Here is a 20527-nt window from a genome sequence, read left to right as displayed (position 1 = left end):
TCGCAGCCGCTCGCCATACTGCGTCGGGAACAGGGACACGACGAGGGGAGCACCAGCCATGAGCGAGGCATCTCGGGGCGTTTCCGGCACGACGGCGCGGAGGTGAGGCGGATGGCGACGTTCGCGCTGATCCACGGCGGCGGCAGCTCCGCCTGGGACTGGCATCTGGTCGAGGCCGAGCTGCGCGCCCGGGGCCACCGCACGGTGGCCGTCGACCTGCCGATCGAGGACGAGTCGGCCGGGCTGGCCGACTACGCCGACACGGTGGCGCGGGCCGTCGGCGAGGCGGACGAGCTGGTCGTGGTGGCCCACTCGTGGGGCGGCTTCGTCGCCCCGCTGGTCTGCGACCGCCTGCCCGTCAAGCTGCTCGTGCTGGTCACGGCCATGATCCCGGTCCCTGGCGAGCCGCCGGGCGAGTGGTGGGCCAACACCGGCTACCGAGGCGCCGAGGGCCTGGACACGATCGCCGAGTACATGCACGACGTCCCGGAGGAGCTGGCGCAGGAGGAGTTGTCCCGGGGGCGTCCGCAGGCGGAGAAGTCGTCCGTCGAGCCGTGGCCGGGCGCGGCGTGGCCCGACGTGCCGACGCGGTTCCTGCTCTGCCGGGACGACCGGTTCTTCCCGCCCGAGTTCATGCGGCGGGTGGTCCGGGAGCGGCTCGGTGTCATGCCCGACGAGATCGGGGGCAGTCACATGGTCATGCTGTCGCGGCCGAAGGAGCTGGCCGAGCGGTTCGAGGCGTATCTCACAGTGTGACGCACCGCATCACGAGGTAATCTTTTGTACTGACCAGTCAGTTCAAGAGATGGGGTTGTGGTGATCGTCGCGGAGGGCTTGTCGATCGAGGGGGTGTACCCGGCGGTCTCGCTGAAGGCGGGCCCCGGGACGCTCACGGCGGTCGCCGGACCGGCGGGCAGCGGGCGGACGAGCCTGCTGCTCACGCTGGCCGGGCGGATGAAGCCGACGACGGGCACGCTCTCCGTCGCCGGGCACACCAGGCCGCGGGCCATCCGCAAGGCGGCGGCGCTCGCGCTGGTCGACGGCGTGACGGATCTCGACAGAGCGCTGACGGTCAAGGAGCACCTGCGCGAGCGCAGGCGCAAGCCGTACCAGGAAGTTCTGAAGCGGGCGGGGCTCGCGGCGCCGGACACGACGCCGGTGAGCGAGCTGGACCGCGAGCAGCAGGTGCGCCTCGGCGTCGCCCTGGCCCTGCTGGACGAGCCCGCGGTGATCCTCGCCGACAACGTGGACGCGGGCCTGCCCGACGACCGCGTACGGGAGCTCTGGGACCTCCTGCGCGACCTCGGCGCCGGCCTGGGCACGGCCGTGGTCGCGAGCTGCGTGCGCCCGCCCGCCCGCTACGACCACCTCGTGGAGCTGTGATGAAGGGCATGCTGCGGTCCCGGTTGACCCGGGCTGCGCTGGCGGCGGTGATCGTGCTGCCGCTGCTGTACGCCGGACTGTACCTGTGGTCGTTCTGGGACCCCCAGGGCAACCTCGACCGGGTCCCCGTCGCGCTGGTCATGGAGGACCGCCCGGCCACGGTCGACGGCAAGACCCTGCACGCGGGCCAGGACCTGGCCGACGAGCTGCGCGAGCGCCGGACGTTCGCCTGGCACGAGGCCACGCCCCGGCAGGCTGCCGACGGGGTCGCCGACGGCAGCTACTACCTGTCGCTCACCGTGCCCGCCGACTTCAGCGCCCGCCTGGCCTCGCCGTCCGACGACACGACAACCCCCACCCCTGCCCAGCTCGGCCTGCGCGTGGACACCGGCCGCAGCTACATCGTCGGCAGCATCTCCGACGCGGTCTTCAACGAGGTGCGCGCCGCGGCCGAGCGCACGGCCATCCACGACTACTTCGACAAGGTCTTCGTCTCGATCGGCGACATCCACGACGCCACCACCGAGGCCGCCGACGGCGCCGGCAAGCTGCACGACGGCGCGGTCAAGGCCGGCGACGGCGTCTCCCGGCTCAATTCCGGCCTCGGCACCGCCGAGAACGGCGCGCAGCAGCTCTCCGTCGGCCTGAACAGCGCCAACACCGCCACCGGCAAGCTGCGGAACGGCTCGGCCCAGGTCACCAGCGGCATCGGCAAGGCGCAGCAGGCCATCGGCGAGCTGCGCGACGGCCTGCGCAAGCTCCGCAGCGAGGGCACCTCCGAGCTGCGGAAGGGCACCCGGAAGGCGGCCGACCAGGTCCACACCCAGACGCGCGCGGTCAACCAGCTCGCCGACAAGTACGTGCCGGTGCTGAACGAGTGGGGCCCGAAGGTCGCCGACGCCGCCGAGCAGGTGGCCGACGCCGCCGACCGGCTGGCGGACGGCTCCGGCACGGGCGCCGGCGCGACCCGCGCGGCGGGCAGCGCCCGCGAGGCCGCCTCCCAGGCCCAGGCCGCGCTCGACCGCCTCGGCGCGGACGCCGACCCCGAGGTGCGCTCCCTGCTGCGCAGCGCGGCGAACGCCGCCGAACGCGCCGCCGAGCAGGCCGGCTCGGCGGGCACCGGCGGCACCGGCGGCACGGGCGGCGCCTCCGCCCTGTCCGCCCAGGCCCGCGAGCTGGCCAGGAACGCCAGGAAGATCGCGGCCGTGGCCCCGCAGATCGGCCCCAAGGTCGACCAGGTCAGGACCCAGGTGAACGCCCTGGACGACGGCCTGGCCAAGCTGGCCGCTGGCGCGGCGACCGTGGACGCCAGCCTGGCCAAGGCCGGCACCGGCGCGGGCACCCTCTACCAGGGCGCGACCAAGCTGCACGACGGCTCGGCCCAGGTCACCAGCGGCCTCGGGCAGCTCGGCGGCGGGCTGGTCAAGCTCAGCGACGGCGCGAGCACCCTGCGCACCGGGGTCGGCCGGCTGCACGACGGCGCGGGCCAGGTGGACAAGGGCATGGACCAGCTCGCCAAGGGCTCGAAGGACCTGGCGGGCGGGCTCGGCGACGGCGCGGAGAAGATCCCCGACTACGACGCCCAGCAGCGGGCCGCCCGCGCCGACGTGATGAGCGACCCGGTGCGGCTGGCCAAGACGGTCGACAACGAGGTCCCCAACTACGGCACCGGCTTCGCGCCGTTCTTCCTGCCGCTGGCGCTGTGGGTGGGCGCGATGATCACCTTCATGGTGCTCAAGCCGCTGAACCAGCGGCGGCTGGCCGGGACCCAGGGCGCGGTGCGCATCGCGCTGGCCGGCTGGCTGCCCGCGGTGGCGCTGGGCGCGGCCCAGGTCGGCGTGCTGGCGGCGGTGCTGCGGTTCGCGCTCGGCCTGGAGGCGGCCCACTGGCTCGGGGTGATCGGGCTGCTGCTGCTGGCGGCGGCCGCGTTCCTGGCGGTGGTGCAGGCGGTCAACGCGCTGCTCGGGCCGCCCGGCCGGGTGGTGGGGCTGGCGCTGCTGATGCTCCAGCTCACCTCGGCGGCGGGGACGTACCCGATCGAGACCTCGCCCGGGTTCTTCCAGACGATCTCGCCGTGGCTGCCGATGAGCTGGGTCGTCTCGGCGCTGCGCAGGCTGATCAGTGGCGGCGATCTGACCGTGGTGTGGCAGGCTTGCGGCGTGCTGTCCGCATTCCTCGTGCTCGGGCTCGCGCTGACCACCCTCGCGGTGGAGCGGGGCCGCGTCTGGTCCATGAAGCGCCTGCACCCCGAGCTGTCGCTGTGAGCAGGCAGGACACCCGGGCGAAGGTGTTCACGGCGGCGGTCGAGCTGATCGCCGAGCAGGGCTACGCGGCCACCACGGTCGACGCGATCGCCGAGCGCGCCGGGGTGGCCAAGGGCACCGTGTTCTACAACTTCGGCAGCAAGGAGGGCCTGTTCTCCGCGCTGCTGGAGCACTCGATCGAGCGGCTGGCGGGCGCGCTGGCCGCCGCCGACACCGGCGAGAGCGGCGTGGCCGCCCTCGACTCGGTCGTGCTCGGCCAGCTGCGCTTCTTCGAGGAGCACGGCCCGTTCGCCCGGGTGTTGCTGGCCGAGATGTGGCGCACCGCCTGGCAGGAGGCGGTGGCGCGGCTGCGCGAGAGCGCGCTCGGCGTGTACGCGGACGTGCTGCGCAGGGCGGCGGCCAGTGGCGAGATCCGCGCCGACCTCGACGTGGAGACGGCGGCGACCGCCCTGTTCGGCATGGTCCTGACGGTCGCCATCGAACGCCGTGCCCTCTACCCCGAGCGGCCGATCGAGCAGACCCACCAGACCCTGGTCGAGCTGCTCCACGGCCGCATCAGGTGAGGCGGGCTCAGCGCACCGGCAGCTCGTAGACGCGGCGCACGCTGCTGCCCAGCTTGCCGACGTCGGCGCCGTACACGTGCAGCGACACCCCGACCTCGTCGCTGGTGTTGAGCACCATGTGGATGTCGCCGGGCGGGGCGAAGCCGCTGACCTCGCCCGGCCGGTTGTCGGCGCGTCCGATCTCCAGCAGGTGGTCGCCCATGTCGCGGTAGAGCGTCTCGTGCTCGATGCCGCTGAGGATGCCGAACGTGCACCACGACACGTGGTCGTGGATGACCGTGTACTGGCCGGGACGCCACACGACGGCCACGATCGAGAACTCGTCCTGGGCGTGCAGCAGGTGGGAGGCATAGCGGTCGGGCGTGCCGAGGCGTTCCTCGGGCGTGAGGATGTCCATGCCGGGCAGCCGGTCGCGCAGCAGGTCGGCGACGGCGAAGGCGGTCTCGCGGGCGCCGAGCTTCCTGGCCACGATCTCGGAGATGCCGGACACCAGAACGTCGAGCCCTGGCCTGGTGGTGGTCGCGACCATGTTCACGGTGTCCCCCTAGGGAAAATGTGGCAATTTGCCCTCCCTCTCTACGGTGACCTATGGCGATCGATAGGTCCAACAGAAGTCTTCTGGCCTATTGATAGATACGATTGATGAATGCTCGACGTCGCCCGGCTCCGCGTCCTCGTCGCGGTGGCCCGCAAGGGGTCGCTCACCGCGGCCGCCAAGGAGCTCCACTATTCCCAGCCGTCCATCAGCCACCACCTGGCCCGGCTGGAGGCCGAGACCGGCGCCAAGCTCGTCCAGCGGGTGGGGCGCGGCATCCGGCTGACCGAGGCGGGCCGGCTGCTGGCCGACCGCGCCGCCGACATCATCGGCCGGATCGACGCCACCGCCGAGGAGCTGGCCGCCCACGTGGGCCTGCGCGAGGGCCGCGTGCGGCTGGCCGCCTTCCCGTCGGCGCTCGGCACGTTCATCCCGTCCGCCGTCCGCCGCCTGGCGGCCGCCCATCCCGGGCTGCGGCTGGAGCTCACCGAGACCGAGCCGCCCGAGGCCCTCCGGCTGCTGCGCGCCGGCCGCGTCGACGTCGCCGTCATGTTCCGGTACGACGACACCGCCCCCGAGGACGCCGGCCTGCATCTGATCCACCTCCTCGACGACCCCAGCTACCTGGTCTCCCCCGAGCCGGGCGGCGAGCTGGCCGACCACGCCGACTCCCCCTGGATCGCCGGCTGCGACCGCTGCCGCAGCCACCTGCTCGACATCTGCGCCAAGGCCGGGTTCGAGCCGCGCATCTCCTTCACCAGCGACGACATCGTGGCCGTGCAGGCGCTCGTGGCGGCCGGGATGGGCCTGACCGTGCTGCCCGGCCTGGCGCTCAGCGCCCACCGCAACCCCGACGTCGCGGCGGCCCAGGTGCCGGGCTCCACCAGGCACGTGTACGCCGCCGTCTACGGCGACCCGCCGCACCCGCCGGCCACCGGCGCCCTGCTCGAAGCGCTCGGCGCGAGCCTGCCGCCCGCCGGGGAAAACCGTTGACGGCGTCCTTACGATGAGCACATGCCGGACATCACGCATATCGCGCTGTTCTGCGCGGCCACGCTGGGACTGCTCGTGGTCCCCGGCCCCGCGGTGCTCTACATCGTCACCCGCAGCGTCTCCCAGGGCCGGTCCGCCGGGTTCGTCTCGGTGCTGGGCGTGCACGCCGGCTCGCTGGTCCACATCGGCGCGGCGGCCCTCGGCCTCAGCGCGCTGATCGCGGCCTCGGCGACCGCGTTCACGGTCGTCAAGTACGTGGGCGTGGCGTACCTGCTCTGGCTCGGCCTGCGCAAGCTGATGAAGCGCGGCGGGGAGTCCGAGGAGGTCGTCGAGCTGCAGGTGCAGTCCAGGCGGCGGCTGTTCTGGGAGGGGTTCGTGGTCAACGTGCTCAACCCGAAGACGGCCGTGTTCTTCCTGACCTTCCTGCCGCTGTTCACCGTCCCGGCGGCGGGGCCGGTGGGACCGCAGATCCTGATGCTCGGCGGGTTGTGGCTGGTGCTGGGGATGGCCAGTGACGGCATGTACGCGCTGCTGTCGTCCACGCTGGCCGGACGGCTGCGCGGGTCCGTACGGGCGCGGCGGCGGCTCGACGTGGGCAGCGGCCTGGTCTACCTCGGGCTGGCCGCGTGGCTCACAACCGAGAAGGCATGACAAGCCGCGAAATTTCCCGCTCTTAATGCGATAGTGAGATCGATCGGGGGACGAAAAGCCGGGACGTAGCAGCTAGGCGGACCCATGGACGCGCCACCGCACCGCCTCGGCCTCGAACGAGTCGTCGAGGTCTACTCGGGTCACGACGACGTGGTCGGCGTGACCGGGACCGGCCATGTGATCGGCACGGACCTCGTGCTGACCGCGTCCCTCGTGGTGGATCCCGGCGCGCCCTGCCAGGTGCGCCCGCCGTGGTCGTCCCGGTGGGCGGCGGCCGAGCAGGTCTGGCGCGGGCACGGCGCGGTGCTGCTGCGGGTGCCCGGACCGCCCTGGGCCGACGTGCCCGGCATCGGGCACCTTCGGTGGGCCGCCTTGTCCGGGGAACGGATGCCGTGCCTGGCCATGGGGTTCCCGCGGGCGCGGCGGCGGTCGGGGTTCAGGGACGTCCGGGTGCTGTCCGGAACCGCCGCCGCCCCCACGGGCCCGGCGTCGCGGACGCTCAGCATGGACGTGCCCGGCCCGCCGCCTCCGATGGAGGTGTGGGCGGGCCTGACCGGAGCCGCGCTGCTGGCCGAGCCCGCCGGGCAGGTCGCCGCCGTCGTCACGGCCTCGGCCGCCGGGCACGCCCGGGGGCGGCTCGACGCGGTGCCCGTGGGCGTGCTGCTGCGCGACGACCGGTTCCGCGAGCTGACCGGCGCTGCGCCGGGCCCCTTGGAGAGGGTTTCGGCCGGTGACGGGCGGGTGGTCCTGTCCGGGCTGCTGCTGCCGGCGCGGGAGCCGTTGCCGTCCGACTGCCCGGACTGGCGGCTGCTGCTGCCGCGGCACGCCGTGGTGCCGTACTCCGGGCGGGACGGGCAGCTCGCCGCCCTGCGGGCCTGGGCCGGGGAGCCGGCCGCGCTGTCGGTCGCGGTGGTGACCGGGCGGAGCGGCACGGGCCGTACCCGGCTGGCCGGGGAGCTGTGCGAGGAACTGCGGGAAGCGGGCTGGGACGCCGGTTTCCTGGCCCTGGACGCCGCGCTCGCCGCCCTGTCCGGGCGCGCGGCGGTGTCTTTGGAGGCGGTGCGGCCCTCGCTGGTGGTCGTGGAGTCGCCGGAGCCGTCCGCTCCGCTGGTGGGCGAGCTGGTACGGCGGCTGGCCAAGCACGGGCACAACCCCCGCGTACGGGTGTTGCTGCTGGCCCGCGAGCCCGGCGAGGCGGAGTGGTGGCGGCGGCTGGACACGGCGGCGGGCGGCTGGCTGCGCCGGCTCAACACCACGACCGTGCAGCTCAACCAGCACCCGCTCACCCTGAACGAGCGCACCGAGCACGCGTTCACGGCGATGAAGGCGTTCGCGCCGAGCCGGGCCGCGCTCCCCACCCCCCCGCGCCTGGACGACCCCGAGTACGGCCTGCCGCTCCGCGTCCACCTGGCGGCCCTGCTGCGGCTGCGCGGCGGCGAGACGGAGGTCCTGCCCGCACCCACCGTCCCGGACGCCCTGCCCGGCGGCGGGATCGGCGCCCCGCCCTACCGGACGGCGCCCGACCCCCGCCCCGGGACGTCCTGGAACGCCTTCCGTCCCGGCGGCCGGAGCGGAACCCGGACGCGCGCGACGGTGACCGTCGGCGAGGAGCTGCTCAGCCGCTTCCTCGACCGCGAACGCGACCAGTGGGCCACCGTCTGGCCCGCCGGCCGCGCCCAGGTGGACGAGACCACCGCCCGGCAGTCCGTCGCCCTGCTCACGCTCACCGCTCCCACCCCCGCCGAGCTGCCCGGCCTGCTGTCGGCCGTGCCCGCCCTGTACGGCGACCCGCAGGCCGCGGCGGTCGTCGCCGACTGGCTGGGACGCGTCTTCCCCGGCGTGGACCGGCTGTGCCCGCTCGGGCCGGACCTGGTTGCCGAGCAGGCGCTCGCCGAGACCGAGGACCTGGATGCGCTGGTCCTGGCCGTGCACGACCACGAGCGGCGGACGGCCGGGCACCTGGCACGCCTGCTCGACGTGCTCCGCCTGGGCGCGGAGCGGGCGGAGGTGGGGCGGGCGCTGCGTGCGCTGGTGACGTCCAGGATCGGGGCGCTGGTCGCGGAGGCGGCGGCGAACCCCGCCACCCGGCTCGGCGACCTGCTCAACGCCGCGCTCACGCGACTGCCGGCCGACCGGGCGACGACCGCGGCGGTGGCCGCGCTGCCCTTCGAACCACAGGCGGATGCGCAGGTGGATTCCCGAGCGGATTCATGGGGTCCGTCCCATGCTGGGCCGCCGCTCGGGTTGCGGGCCCTTGAGGTGACGCTGGCCGAGCTGGCCGTACGGCACTTTCGTGCAGGCGGCAGGCGGACCGCGCTGGCGGGGGCGCTGGCCCGGCTGTCGTCCGGGTTGTCGGCCGTGGGCCGGGTGGGTGAGGCGGTGGTGGCCGCCGCCGAGGCCGTGGAGATCTTCGCGGCCGCTCCCCCGTACGAGGAGGCGGCCGGGCAGGCGGAGGCGCTGTTCGTCCTGGGGGCGTGCCTGCTGCTCGCGGGCGAGTCCGGGAGCGCGCTCAGGCCCGCCCAGGAGGCGGCGACCCGGTTCCGCATCCTGGCCGAGGACGATCCCGGGTACGCGGGACGGGCCGGGCAGGCGTACCACAACCTGGCGTGCGCGCTGCTGGACTCGGGGCGGACGGCCGAGGCGGTGGAGGCGTTCGCGGCGGCGGGCGGTGCCGGCGAGGTCGCCGCAGCCCTGACCGACGTCCTCACAGCGCACGCCTCCCCCACAAGCCCCACCTCGGCTCCCCCGCCCCAGCTCCCCACGCCAGCCACCGCACAACCGCCGTCACCCAGCTCCGGCCAGCCCACCACACCCGATGCCGGACCGCCCGGCATGCCGGGCGGCATCAGGCGGGTGCCCGCGCCTGTCCCGCCATTCGCCTTCCCCGGACCCGAGCCGGGGGCGTTGCCCGAGTTGGCCGCCTGTCTTGCCGTCGCGGCCACCGCCGGCGTGGCGGGCGCGGCGCCGACCGACAGGGACCTGGCTCAACGGTTGTGCCTGCTGGCCGGGTGGCTCGGTGAACACGGCAGGGCGGCCGAGGCCGTCGCTCCCGCCGCAGAGGCCGTCGTACGGCTGCGCGGCCTGGCGGACGAGGAGCCGGGCCTGCGGCTGATGCTGGCCGGGGCCGCGGGCCTGCTGGCCGGGCTGCACCGCGAGCTGGACGACCTGGACCAGGCCGAGCGGTTCGCCGCCGAGGCGGTGCGGAACCTGCGCTCGCTGGTCGCGCTCGAACCCGACGAGCACCGCCCGGCCCTGACCGTCCAGCTCCTCGACCTGGGCGAACTGCTGCTGACCGACGCGCGCCCCCGCGACGCGCTCGACCCGCTCCAGGACGCCGCGATCCTCGCCTCCGAACTGGACGAGCGGCACAGGGCCGTCAGGGCCCGCTCCAGACACCTGCTCGCCCTCTGCCTGGCCGAACTCGACCGCCCCGCCGACGCCCGAGCCCATGCGGAGGCAGCGGCCGCTCTGTACGACGCCCTGAGCACCGAAGACGCGTCCTACCGGCGACACCGGGAGGAGATCCGAGCCTGGCAGGAGTCGACGACCGACCCCACCGCCGCCGGGGCCGGAGAACCCGAACAGCCCTGGATGACCACCCTGATCACCCCGCCACCCGACGTGGCCAGAGCCGAACGAACCCTGCTCGAACGCCGCGCCGCCCTGGAGCCCGCGGACAGCCCTGCATCCGCCGACGACCTCGCGGTCCTGGAGGGTCCACAGGTCATGGGCGGCCCTGGGGTCTTGGAAGGCCCCCCGGTCATGGGCGGACCTGGGGGCGCGGAAGACCCGCAGGTCCCCGCAGGACCGCCGCCCGCGAACGGTCCGCGAACCGCAGACAGGCCACAGGCCGCGGACAGGCCGCAGACTCCGGACGGGCCGCAAGCCGCGCGGGTGCAAGCGTACGCCGCCGCCCAGGCAGCGCTGGCACGCGCCTGGGCCGAGACCGGACGCGCCCGCGACGCCCTCCGCCTCGCAACCCAGGCCGCCGACCTGCTACGACGCCACGCGACACCTGACGACCCCGGCGACGGGAGCACCCAGGGGGCTGGAGTCGGTGGGGCGGTCGGGGGTGCGGTGGGCGCGGGTGGGGCCGTTGTGGGTGGGGCCGTTGTGGGGGCGGTTGGGCGGGCGCTTGTGGGGTTGGGGCGGTATTCGGAGGCGGTGCCGTATCTGCGGGGTGCCGTTGAGGCGTGTGGGCCACAGGCCGAGGTCAGCTTCGTGGTGCAGCAGGAGCTGGCCAAGCTGCTCGTCCTGGAGGTCGTGGCGCTGGAGGCCACGGGCCGCCTGGAGGTCGCCGACGGCGAGGCGGAGCGGCTGGTCGCGGTGTGCGAGGGGCTGGTGGCCGAGCGGCTGGAGTCCCCGGTCGTGCTCGCGGGGGCGCTGCGGCTGCACGCGGGCCTCCGGCTGGCCGCCGGGAACGTGGCAGGAGCGCTCCAATCGGTCACCCGCGCCCTGGACATCCTCGTGCCCGAGCCGCCCGAGCGCACCCGTCTGCTCACCGCCACCTGCCTGGAGCTCAGCGGCCTGTGCCACGCCGACCTGGACGAACGCGACCTCGCCGCCGCCGAGCTGGCCAAGGGCGTCGCCCTGATGGCCGAGGAGGGCCCGCTCACCCGGGACCTGGCCGGCGTGCACGTCCGAGCGCTGGCCCGCCTGGCCCGGCTCCGCGTGACCGGCCACGGCCCGTCCGCCGGAACCGACCTGTACGCCCAGATCCTCCGGGTACGCCCGCTGCCGCACCCCGACGTGCTCACCACGGCCGTGGACGAGCTGTCCGCCCACCTGCGCGCGGCCACCCCGAGGACGGCCGCCAGGCTGCTGCCGCTGCTGACGGCGTTCGCCGAGGCGTTGGAGCGCGAGGCCCCGGTCAGCGAGAACCCGCTGCTGCACGAGCGGTTCGGCCACTGCCTCGTGCTCGGCGGCGCGACGGCGGCTCCGGCCGTACGCGTCCTCAAGGGGCTGGCCGCGCTCGACGCCCGCCACCGGCACTCCCTGGGCCTGGCGCTGGCCGCGCTCGGCGACGCCGACCTGACCGTCCTTGAGCAGGCCGTGGACCTGTTGTCCGAGGACGGGAGGGCGCTGGCCGACACGCTGAACAGGTACGCGGTCAGGCTGTTGGAGGCCGGACGGCCGGTGGAGGCGCTGGCCCACTCGGAACGCGCCGCCGACCTCTGCGACGAGCTGGACGAGCCCGCGGTCGCCGCCGTCACGTACGCCCAGCTCGGGGCCGCTCTGGCCGCCCTCGACCGGCCGCAGGCCGCGCTGGAGGCGGTGACCTGGTCGCTGGCCGAGCAGGAACGCGCCGCGGAGGCGCGGGGCGGCGAGGCCGGGCTGCTCGGCGTGCGCGCGCAGGCGATCCAGGTGCGCGGGCAGGTGCTGCGCGTGTCCGGCCGGACGCAGGAGGCGCTGGCCCACCTGGTGGAGGCCATGCGCCTGCACGTCCGGCTCGCCCGGCCCGCGGCGGCGGCCGAGGTGGCCGGGACGGTCGCCGACGACCTGCTGGCCGCCGGGCGTCCCGAGGAGGCCGCCGAGTACGCCAGGATCGCCGTCACCGGCCTGCCGCCGCGCACGCTCAGGCATGCCCTGGCCACCCAGCGCCTGGTCAGGTGCCACATGATGCTGGGCGAGGCGCGGGAGGCGGGCGCGCTGGCCGAGGAGCTGATCCGGCTGGCCAGGCGGTCGCCGGGCGAGCTCACGTACCGGGCGATCCTGGCCGATTCGCTGGCGCAGAGCTCGGAGCTGCTGCCCCTGCTGCGGCCCGGCGCGGCTGCGGAGGCCGAGCAGCGGGCCCGCGAGGCCATCGCGATCTACGACGAGCTGCTGACCACGGGCATGAACGCCGAGGCGCTGCACGTCAGCCGGGCGGGCGCCGGGCTGACGCTGGCCGCCGCGCTCCGGCTGCGCGAGCAGCCGGCGGCGGCGGTGGGGCCGCTGCGCGAGGCCGTCGCCGTGCTCGAACGCCACGCCCCCGCGAACCCCCTGCTCGGCGGCATCCTGTCCCGCGCCCTGCTCATGCTGGGCGACGCGCTGATGGAGTCGGGCCGGGCGCTGGAGGCCAGCCTGGTCTTCCATCGCGGCGCCCAGGTCATCGACGACGAGCCGGCCGCCGCCGTCGCCCACGCCCGGCTCGGCTTCTGCCAGCAGGAGCTGGGCAGGGACGACGCGGCCGACACCGCGCTCCGGGTCGCGCACGGCCTGCTGCGCGGCCTCCTGACCGCCGGCGGCACCGCCCCGAACGGCGGGAACGGCGAGCTCACCGAACTGCTGCGCGACGTGCTGCGCGGCCGGCTGCGGCTGCTGGAGAAGTCCGGCAGGCGCGAGGAGGCGGCCCAGGTGGAGGCCGAACTACGCACGACCTAGCCACCGCGCGGCCGGAGCCCACGAGCGACGACCGGGTGGTCAGGGGGTGGCGGCTTCGGCGGTTTGCCTGGCCCAGCGGTAGTCGGCCTTGCCGGCGGGCGAGCGGACCATCTCCTTCACGAACGCGTACGAACGCGGCACCTTGTACCCCGACAACGACGCCCGGCAGTGAACGTCCAGCTCGGCGGCGGTCACCTCGACGCCGGGACGCGGCTCGACCACCGCCGCCACCCTGCTCCCCCACCGGTCGTCCGGCACGCCGGTCACCACCGCGTCGAACACCGCCGGATGGCCCTTGAGCACGGCCTCGACCTCCTCGGGGAACACCTTCTCCCCGCCGGTGTTGATGCACTGCGAGCCGCGGCCGAACACGTGCACGGTGCCGTCGGCGTCCACGGTCGCCAGGTCGCCGGTGAGCAGCCAGCGGGTGCCGTCGGGGTCGGTGACGAACGTGCGCGCCGACTTGTCCGGGTCGTTGTAGTAGCCGAACGCCACCCGCCCGGACCTGGCCACCGTCCCCATCTGCCCCGAACCCGGCGGAACGGGACGTCCCCGCTCGTCCAGGACGCTGATCCTGGCCGACGGGTTGGGCTGGTAGCGCAGCCCGGTCTCGGGCGTGGAGCCGGGCAGCGCGGAGGCGGTGTAGCCGGACTCCGTCGAGCCGAAGCTGTCCACGATCATGACGTCGGGCAGCAGGCCCTGAAGCCGGTCGCGGACCGCGCCGCTCAGGATCGCGCCGGTCGAGCTGACGACGAACAGCGACGACAGGTCGTACGTGCCCGTCTCCAGCGCCTCGGCCAGCGGCCTGGCCATGGCGTCGCCCGTGATGCTCATGGTGAGCACGCGCTCGCGCTCGACCGCCCGCCACACCTCGCCCGCGTCGAACTTGGGGACGAGCACCATCGTCCCGCCCGCCCACCAGCTGATGAAGGTGGCCATCTGCGCGGCGCCGTGCATGAGCGGCGAGGTGGCCATCATGATCATGGGCGTGGCCTTGACGGCCTCGTCGACGACCTCCTGCGGGGTGGTGCGCGGGTCGCCGTACGGGTTGCCGCCGCCGAAGGCCATGAACAGGTCCTCGACGTGCCACATCGCGCCCTTGGGCATGCCGGTGGTGCCGCCGGTGTAGATGATGTAGACGTCCTGGCCGGTGCGCGGGGCGAAGCAGCGTTCCGGATCGCCGCGCTCCAGCGCCGCCTCGTACGGCACCGCCGAGGCGATCGACGACTCGCCGCCGACCGCGATCAAGTGCTCCAGCAGCGGCGCCTGGTGCGCGACGGCGGCCACGCGGGGGTCGAACTCGACGTCGTAGACCAGCGCGCGCAGGTCGGCGTCCTGGTAGAGGTAGAGCAGCTCGGCCTCGACGTACCGGTAGTTGACGTTGATCGGCACGGCCCGGATCTTGAGCGCGGCCAGCAGCCCGGCCAGGTACTCCACGCCGTTGTACAGGTGCAGCCCGACGTGCTGGCCCGGCCGCACGCCCAGGTCGGCGAGGTAGTGGGCGAGCCGGTTGGCCTCGGCGTCCAGCTCGGCGTAGGTGCGCCGCCGGTCGCCGCAGATGACGGCGGTGCGGTCCCCGATCGCGTCGGCGAGTGCTTCGAACAGGTCCGCGTGGTTGAACTCCATCAGGGTCTCTCCCGTCCGACGATCCACATCGCGAAGAACTGGGCTCCGCCGCCGTAGGCGTGGCCGAGCGCCATGCGGGCGCCGTCCACCTGGTGCTCGCCGGCCTGGCCGCGCACCTGGAGCGCGGCCTCGGCGAACCTGATCAGCCCCGAGGCCCCGATCGGGTTGCTGGACAGCACGCCGCCGGAGGCGTTCCACGGGATGTCGCCGTCGAGGGCCGTGGCGCCGGACTCGGTCAGCTTCCAGCCCTCGCCCTCCGCCGCGAATCCCAGGTTCTCCAGCCACATCGGCTCGTACCAGGAGAAGGGCACGTACACCTCGGCCACGTCGATCTCGCGGCGCGGGTCGGTGACGCCGGCCTGGCGGTAGACGTCGGCGGCGCAGTCCTTGCCGCCCTGGGGGCTGACGGTGTCGCGGCCGGCCCGGAAGATGGGCTCCGAGCGCATGGCGGTGCCGTGCACCCAGGCGGGGGTGCCGGTGACCTTGTGCTCGGCGGCCAGGACCATCGCGCACGCGCCGTCGCTGGACGGGCAGGTCTCCAGGTAGCGGATCGGCTCCCAGAGCATCGGCGTGGACTCGACCATCTTCTGGTCGATGCCGGGGATCCTGAGGTGGGCGTAGGGGTTCTTCAGGGCGTTGAGCCGGTCCTTGACGGCGACCAGCGTGCCGATGTGGCCGGGCGCGCCGGACCTGCGCATGTACTCGCGGATGTGCGGCGCGAAGTAGCCGCCCGCGCCGACCACGAGCGACGCGCTGAAGGGCAGGTGCGTGGACAGCGCCCAGGTGGCGTTGGACTCCGACTGCTTCTCGAAGGCCACCACGAGCACCCGCTCGTGCACGCCGCCCTGGATCAGGCTCGCGCCGACCAGCGCCGTCGAGCCGCCGACGCTGCCCGCGGTGTGCACCCGCATCATCGGCTTGCCCGCCGCGCCGAGCGCGTCGGCGAGGTACGCCTCGGGCATCATCACGCCCTCGAACAGGTCGGGCGCCTTGCCGACCACGACGGCGTCGATGTCCTTGAACGTCAGCCCGGCGTCCTCCAGGGCCCGCAGCGCCGCCTCGCGGACCAGGCCCGCGATGGAGACGTCCCTGCGCTTGGTGGTGTAGTGCGTCTGCCCGACCCCGATCACCGCGCAGCGGTTGCCCATGATTCACGCCTCCAGGACCGTGACGAGGTTGTGCTGCAGGCAGGGGCCGCCGGCGGCGTGCCCGACGGTGCGGCTCGCGCCGCCGTCGAGGATGCGCCGCGCGGCCTCGCCGATGCGGATGAGCCCCGTGGCCATGACGGGGTTGGCGGCGAGCGGGCCGCCGGACGGGTTGATCAACGTGTCGCCGCCCAGTTCGAGCGCCTCGCGCAGGATGAGCTCCTCGTGCGGGAACTGGGCGTGCAGCTCGGCCACCTCGACCGGGCCCTTGCCGACGCCGGCGGCCCGTGCGGCGTCGGCCGCGGAGGCCGACCTGGCCAGGTCCCGCGTGCCCAGGTAGTGGGGCTCGATGCGGTGGGCGATGCCCTTGACGAAGGCGGGGCGGCTGGTGAGCCGTCCGGCCAGTTCCGCCGTGGCCAGCACGATCGCCGCCGCGCCGTCCGTGACGGGCGGCACGTCCGTCTTCCTGAGGGGTTCGACCGCGACTTCCTCGCCGTCCGGTTCGGGCAGGTCGAGCGCGTACGGGTTGCTCCTGCCGTCCGCCCTGGACCTGCGGACGATCTCGTCGAGCTGTTTCCTGTCCGCGTCGAGCGCGTTCGCCTGGAGTGCGGCCAGGGAGAGCTGGTCGAGGCCGAGGGGTTCCAGGTAGTAGGGGTCGAGCTGGAGGGTCATGATGGTGCGCAGGTCGCCGAGCGACGACTTGCCGAAGCCGTAGACCAGGGCCGAGTCGATGTCGCCGTGCTGGAGGCGGACCCACGCCTCGTACAGGGCCCAGGCGCCGTCCATCTCGACGTGGCTCTCGGAGACGGGCGGCCAGGCGCCGAGCGCGTCCAGGGCGCTGACGAACGAGAACGGCGCCCCGGCCAGGTAGTCGCAGCTCCCCGAGCAGGTGAAGCCGAACCTGGTCAGCCCGGTCCGCTCCTTGACCTCGCTGATCACCGGCAGGATCAGCTCGGGCTCGGTGAGCCCGGTGTCGTGGTCGGTGTGGACGGTCTGCGCGAACGCGACGATCGCGACGTCTCTCATGACAGCTCCACGTCGGGCTCGCCGGTGGGGGCGAACCAGCGGATGTTCGCCATGGACTTGCTCCGCTCCTCCTCGGGCACCCAGACGGCCCTGACCCGCATGCCCTGGCGCACCTCGTGCGCGGGTACGTCGCCGATCAGGGCGATCATGGGGATGTCGGCGTTGTCGAGCAGGATGTAGGCGGAGACGAACGGCACTTCCGGCGCGCGCGGATCCGGCAGGTTGTTGATGGCGAACGTGGTGATTGTCCCGGTGTCGGGGAGTTCGAGCGTCTCCGGGATGAGACCTCCGCACTGGGGGCAGGACATCCGGTACGGCACGTACACCTGGTCGCACTGCTCGCAACGTCCGCCGAGGAAGACGCCGCGCTCGACGCCCTCCAGGAAGACGCGGAGCGAGCCGCCCGCCTGGAGGCGGTACTCGGCCCGCACATGGGACACGATCTTCGTGACCTCGGGCGCGAAGTGGGCGATGTCGGTGATGTGGCCCGTGGGCCGGTCGCGCCACACCGGCCAGACCCGGGAGCCCTTCGACAGCGCCCTGGGGTCGTCGGCGGCGACGGCGTGCACGAGCGCGGTGTCGGCGCCGTCCAGCAGGATCGTGGCCCAGGCGAAGGGCCGGTCGAGCGGGTGGTTCTGCAGGGGCTCGGGCACCCAGGCCCAGGAGGTCACCGTGCCGGCCGGGCCGACCTCGACGTACTCGGAGGTGACGGGGTCGCCGCTGGCGGGGTCGTATTCGAGGGGCGGCACGAGCACCTTGCCCTCTTTCGTGCGAACTCCGACGATGCGGCGGCCGCGTAATTCGGTGAGGAAGCGCCCGATCACCGGCCCGGTCGTCCGGGTGTAGCCGCCGGGGAACTCCAGGACGTGCTGGGCGACCAGCGGATCGTCAGATGGCACGGTCGTGACCCTCCCAGTACGGTGCGCGGAGCTTGCGCTTGAGCAGCTTGCCGTTGGGCTCGCGGGGCATCTCGGCGATGAAGTCGACGCTCTTGGGCCACTTCATCCGGGCCAGGCGGCCCTCCAGCGAGGCGATCAGCTCGGCCGCGAGCTCGGGGCCCGGCGCGACGCCCGGCGCGGGCTCGACGACGGCCTTGATCTGCTCGCCCCAGTCGTCGTCGGGGATGCCGAACACGGCCACGTCGGCGACCTTGGGGTGGACCATGAGCTCGTTCTCGATCTCGGCCGGGTAGATGTTCGTCCCGCCGGAGATGATCATGTCGGCCTTGCGGTCGCAGAGGAACAGGAAGCCGTCCTCGTCCAGGTATCCGATGTCGCCGACCGTGAAGTAGTCCTTGAGCCGGTTCGCGGCGGTCTTGTCGGGGTCGCCCTTGTACTCGAAGGGCACGCCCATCATCTTCATGTAGATCGTCCCGGGGGTGCCGGTCGGTACGGGTTCGCCCTCGTCGTCCGCGATCAGCAGCTCGCTGATCGGCCAGGCGGAGCCGACCGTGCCCGGGTGCGCCTTCCAGCCCTCGGGCGTGGCCAGGGTGCCGCCGCCCTCGGTGGCCGCGTAGTACTCGTAGATGCAGTCGCCCCACCACTCGAACATCGCCCATTTGACCGGGACCGGGCAGGGTGCGGCGGCGTGGATCATCCACTTGAGCGAGGACAGGTCGTACTTGGCCCTGGTGGCCTCGGGGAGCGCGAGCAGGCGCTTGAAGTGCGTGGGGACCATGTGGGAGTTCGTGACGCGGTAGCGCTCGCACAGCCGGAGCGTCTCCTCGGCGTCCCATCTGTCCATGTAGACGAGGGTGTGGCCCATGTGCAGGGCGCTGCCGCCGAACTGGGTGACGGCGGTGTGGTAGCTGGGCGAGGTGACCAGGTGCGCGTTGGGCGGCCCGGCCGTGATGCCGAACAGGCCGAGCAGGAAGGTCATCAGCTCGGCGCCGTCGTCGGGGTCGAGGCCGCTCAGCGTGCGCCGGACGCCCTTGGGCCGGCCGGTGGTGCCCGAGGTGTAGTGCATGGTGGCGCCGGCCGTGCGGCCGGGCGGCGCGGTGTCCGGTTGCCCGGCGGTCAGCTCGCCCGCCGGGCGGAAGCCGTCCTGGCCGCCGTCCCCGAGGAGGAAGCGGCGGTGCGGCTCGATCGCCTCGGCTCCCCTGGCGCCCTCCGGGAGGAAGCGGGGGTGGACGAAGAACGCCTTGGCCTCGCTGTCGGACACGATGTAGCCGATCTCCGGGCCGGTGAGGTGCCAGTTGATCGGCGTGTAGTACCAGCCGGCCTGGAGCGCGGCCAGGTAGAGGACGAGGCCGTCCGCGCCGTTCGGGACCAGGCCGCAGATCCCGTCGCCCGGCTCCAGGCCGAGCTCGCGTAACCCGTGGACGAGGCGGTTCGAACGGGCCAGGAGGTCACCCGCGCGGTGCTCCGTGCCGTCGGGGTCGACGGCCGCGATCCACTCGGGATCCGCCTGCGCCAGCCTCCAGAAACCGAGCGTGCCCATCTGATCTCCTCAGCTCAGGCGTAGCAAAACAGGAACTTGTTCTCGTTTGCTGTGGGGAGCGTATCCCGCGGGTAAAGTTCGTAGCAAGCGCTTGATTTAGTAGCTTCTGGGACTTGGGAGGCGTACATGGAGCTTCTGCCGATCAGCACCCCGCACTGCCGGGTGGAACGCGACGGCCACGTCCTGACCGTCACGATGAACCGGCCGGAGGCCCGCAACGCCCTCTCCTCGGACATGCTGATCGGGCTGGCCTCGGCGTGGGCGTACGCGTCGGCGGAGCCCTCGATCCGGGTCGCGATCCTGACCGGGGCGGAGGGCACGTTCTGCGCCGGGGCCGACCTCAAGGCCATGGGCCAACCCTCGACCGATCCAGAGGTTCAAGCAAGAGCCGCCCAGATCCCGAATTTTCACTGGAAAGGGCTCTTAAGGGAGGACTTGCCGACAAAGCCGATCATCAGCGCTGTCGAGGGGTACGCGGTCGCCGGCGGCACGGAGCTGCTGGTCGGGACGGACCTGCGAGTGGTGGCGGAATCGGCCACCCTGGGGCTGTTCGAGGCCAAACGCGCGCTCTTCCCCATGGGCGGCTGCGCGGTCCGGCTGCCCCGCCAGATCCCGTACTGCCACGCCATGGACCTGCTGCTCACCGGCCGTTCCGTGACCGCCGCCGAGGCCCTGGCGATGGGGCTGGTCAACCGGGTCGTGCCGGACGGGCGGGCGCTGGAGACGGCCCGGGAGCTGGCAGCGGACATCGCCGGTTCCGGACCGCTGGCGGTCCAGGCCATTCTGCGGACGTACCGGGACACCCTGGGCATGCCGGAGCCCGAGGCCCTGAAGGTGTCGGACGAGCTGGGCTGGCCGGTGATCGGCTCGGAGGACGCCAAGGAGGGCACCCGGGCCTTCCGCGAGAAGCGCCCGGCCCGCTACGAAGGCCGCTGACCACTCGCCGGGAGGAGAGACGCACGTCACATCCGTTCCTGTCACATCCCGTCCGGCTGCCCCGTCCGAGAGGTGGAAGCAGTCGACGACGACAAGGAGCGCGTCATGGAAGCCCGTCTCAACCTCTTCGAGAACCAGGTCGCGGCCAAGGTCATGAAGCACCTCATCAGCACCAACAAGGTCATCATGGACTCGGGCCTGCCCCACGCCACGCAGGAGCTGGTGAAGATCCGGGCCAGCCAGATCAACGGCTGCGGCTTCTGCACCGACATGCACACCAAGGACGCCGCGCACGCCGGTGAGACCCCGATCCGGCTCAACCTGGTCGCCGCCTGGCGCGAGGCCAAGGTGTTCACCGAGGCCGAGCGGGCCGCGCTGGAGCTGGCCGAGCAGGGCACCCGCATCGCCGACGGCGCCGGCGGCGTCCCGGACGAGGTCTGGGCGAACGCCGCCAAGCACTACGACGAGGAGCAGCTCGGGGCGCTGGTGTGCCTGATCGCCCTGATCAACACCTTCAACCGGGTGAACGTCATCATCCAGCAGCCCGCGGGCGACTACGTGCCCGGCATGTTCGGCTGACCGAGAGCTGACGGAGAGCCCAGG

Annotated in this window: 15 protein-coding genes; 9 read left to right on the top strand and 6 right to left on the bottom strand. The window is 73.4% G+C overall.

What is annotated here, in order from left to right; all coding sequences use genetic code 11:
- Positions 1 to 111 precede the first annotated feature (111 nt).
- From ACWEJ6_RS03685 to ACWEJ6_RS03670, 4 genes are read left to right on the top strand one after another with little or no spacing between them, the layout of a single operon-like run.
- Positions 112 to 756, top strand: coding sequence for an alpha/beta fold hydrolase (locus ACWEJ6_RS03685; protein ID WP_397164899.1), 645 nt, complete (start codon positions 112 to 114; stop codon positions 754 to 756).
- A 57-nt stretch (positions 757 to 813) separates the two neighbouring features.
- On the top strand, positions 814 to 1383 hold the full coding sequence (locus tag ACWEJ6_RS03680; protein WP_387668634.1) for an ABC transporter ATP-binding protein: 570 nt from the start codon (positions 814 to 816) through the stop codon (positions 1381 to 1383).
- Positions 1383 to 3647: a YhgE/Pip family protein gene (locus tag ACWEJ6_RS03675; RefSeq protein ID WP_452420984.1), complete on the top strand. Its 2265-nt coding sequence runs from the start codon at positions 1383 to 1385 to the stop codon at positions 3645 to 3647. The genes ACWEJ6_RS03680 and ACWEJ6_RS03675 overlap by 1 nt, the downstream gene beginning before the upstream one ends.
- On the top strand, positions 3644 to 4210 hold the full coding sequence (locus ACWEJ6_RS03670) for a TetR/AcrR family transcriptional regulator (protein ID WP_452420982.1): 567 nt from the start codon (positions 3644 to 3646) through the stop codon (positions 4208 to 4210). Before ACWEJ6_RS03675 ends, ACWEJ6_RS03670 begins: the two co-directional genes overlap by 4 nt.
- 7 nt (positions 4211 to 4217) lie before the next feature.
- Here the strand turns inward: ACWEJ6_RS03670 and ACWEJ6_RS03665 are convergent, their stop codons facing one another.
- Complete coding sequence (locus ACWEJ6_RS03665; RefSeq protein WP_452421306.1) at positions 4218 to 4739, bottom strand: cysteine dioxygenase; 522 nt, start codon at positions 4737 to 4739, stop codon at positions 4218 to 4220.
- 117 nt (positions 4740 to 4856) lie between these two features.
- Between ACWEJ6_RS03665 and ACWEJ6_RS03660 the strand changes: the two genes are divergently transcribed.
- The 3 genes from ACWEJ6_RS03660 (at position 4857) to ACWEJ6_RS03650 (ending at position 12752) form a co-directional block, all read left to right on the top strand.
- Positions 4857 to 5738: a LysR family transcriptional regulator gene (locus tag ACWEJ6_RS03660; RefSeq protein ID WP_387668642.1), complete on the top strand. Its 882-nt coding sequence runs from the start codon at positions 4857 to 4859 to the stop codon at positions 5736 to 5738.
- Positions 5739 to 5759: 21 nt separating this feature from the next.
- The gene (locus ACWEJ6_RS03655; RefSeq protein WP_387668644.1) at positions 5760 to 6389 is read left to right on the top strand and encodes a LysE family translocator; all 630 of its coding nucleotides are present in this window, start codon (positions 5760 to 5762) and stop codon (positions 6387 to 6389) included.
- 84 nt (positions 6390 to 6473) lie between these two features.
- Positions 6474 to 12752, top strand: a complete 6279-nt coding sequence (locus ACWEJ6_RS03650; RefSeq protein WP_452420980.1) for a hypothetical protein — start codon at positions 6474 to 6476, stop codon at positions 12750 to 12752.
- A 39-nt stretch (positions 12753 to 12791) separates the two neighbouring features.
- Here ACWEJ6_RS03650 and ACWEJ6_RS03645 read toward each other — a convergent pair whose 3' ends face one another.
- From ACWEJ6_RS03645 to ACWEJ6_RS03625, 5 genes are read right to left on the bottom strand one after another with little or no spacing between them, the layout of a single operon-like run.
- Positions 12792 to 14378, bottom strand: coding sequence for an acyl-CoA synthetase (locus tag ACWEJ6_RS03645; protein WP_452420978.1), 1587 nt, complete (start codon positions 14376 to 14378; stop codon positions 12792 to 12794).
- The gene (locus tag ACWEJ6_RS03640; RefSeq protein ID WP_452420976.1) at positions 14378 to 15526 is read right to left on the bottom strand and encodes a thiolase domain-containing protein; all 1149 of its coding nucleotides are present in this window, start codon (positions 15524 to 15526) and stop codon (positions 14378 to 14380) included. The genes ACWEJ6_RS03645 and ACWEJ6_RS03640 overlap by 1 nt, the downstream gene beginning before the upstream one ends.
- A 3-nt stretch (positions 15527 to 15529) precedes the next feature.
- A complete protein-coding gene (locus tag ACWEJ6_RS03635; RefSeq protein WP_452420974.1) occupies positions 15530 to 16549 on the bottom strand; it encodes a thiolase domain-containing protein in 1020 nt (339 codons plus the stop codon).
- Complete coding sequence (locus tag ACWEJ6_RS03630; protein ID WP_452420972.1) at positions 16546 to 17448, bottom strand: Zn-ribbon domain-containing OB-fold protein; 903 nt, start codon at positions 17446 to 17448, stop codon at positions 16546 to 16548. The genes ACWEJ6_RS03635 and ACWEJ6_RS03630 overlap by 4 nt, the downstream gene beginning before the upstream one ends.
- Positions 17438 to 18988, bottom strand: a complete 1551-nt coding sequence (locus ACWEJ6_RS03625) for an acyl-CoA synthetase (protein ID WP_452420970.1) — start codon at positions 18986 to 18988, stop codon at positions 17438 to 17440. Before ACWEJ6_RS03625 ends, ACWEJ6_RS03630 begins: the two co-directional genes overlap by 11 nt.
- A 126-nt stretch (positions 18989 to 19114) precedes the next feature.
- Between ACWEJ6_RS03625 and ACWEJ6_RS03620 the strand changes: the two genes are divergently transcribed.
- Positions 19115 to 19924 (top strand): crotonase/enoyl-CoA hydratase family protein, encoded by an 810-nt coding sequence (locus ACWEJ6_RS03620; protein ID WP_358282870.1) that lies wholly within the window; start codon positions 19115 to 19117, stop codon positions 19922 to 19924.
- A 105-nt stretch (positions 19925 to 20029) separates the two neighbouring features.
- Positions 20030 to 20503 (top strand): carboxymuconolactone decarboxylase family protein, encoded by a 474-nt coding sequence (locus tag ACWEJ6_RS03615; RefSeq protein WP_452420968.1) that lies wholly within the window; start codon positions 20030 to 20032, stop codon positions 20501 to 20503.
- Positions 20504 to 20527: the final 24 nt, after the last annotated feature.

Source organism: Nonomuraea sp. NPDC004702 (assembly GCF_053601695.1).
Note: the sequence above shows the minus strand (reverse complement) of the source record. Positions and strands in the feature narration are given on the sequence as shown.

Coding starts and splice junctions, on each gene's coding strand:
- ACWEJ6_RS03685 (WP_397164899.1), top strand. CDS start 112: ATGGCGACGTTCGCGCTGATCCACGGCGGCGGCAGCTCCGCCTGGGAC.
- ACWEJ6_RS03675 (WP_452420984.1), top strand. CDS start 1,383: ATGAAGGGCATGCTGCGGTCCCGGTTGACCCGGGCTGCGCTGGCGGCG.
- ACWEJ6_RS03665 (WP_452421306.1), bottom strand. CDS start 4,739: ATGGTCGCGACCACCACCAGGCCAGGGCTCGACGTTCTGGTGTCCGGC.
- ACWEJ6_RS03660 (WP_387668642.1), top strand. CDS start 4,857: ATGCTCGACGTCGCCCGGCTCCGCGTCCTCGTCGCGGTGGCCCGCAAG.
- ACWEJ6_RS03655 (WP_387668644.1), top strand. CDS start 5,760: ATGCCGGACATCACGCATATCGCGCTGTTCTGCGCGGCCACGCTGGGA.
- ACWEJ6_RS03650 (WP_452420980.1), top strand. CDS start 6,474: ATGGACGCGCCACCGCACCGCCTCGGCCTCGAACGAGTCGTCGAGGTC.
- ACWEJ6_RS03645 (WP_452420978.1), bottom strand. CDS start 14,378: ATGGAGTTCAACCACGCGGACCTGTTCGAAGCACTCGCCGACGCGATC.
- ACWEJ6_RS03640 (WP_452420976.1), bottom strand. CDS start 15,526: ATGGGCAACCGCTGCGCGGTGATCGGGGTCGGGCAGACGCACTACACC.
- ACWEJ6_RS03635 (WP_452420974.1), bottom strand. CDS start 16,549: ATGAGAGACGTCGCGATCGTCGCGTTCGCGCAGACCGTCCACACCGAC.
- ACWEJ6_RS03625 (WP_452420970.1), bottom strand. CDS start 18,988: ATGGGCACGCTCGGTTTCTGGAGGCTGGCGCAGGCGGATCCCGAGTGG.
- ACWEJ6_RS03620 (WP_358282870.1), top strand. CDS start 19,115: ATGGAGCTTCTGCCGATCAGCACCCCGCACTGCCGGGTGGAACGCGAC.
- ACWEJ6_RS03615 (WP_452420968.1), top strand. CDS start 20,030: ATGGAAGCCCGTCTCAACCTCTTCGAGAACCAGGTCGCGGCCAAGGTC.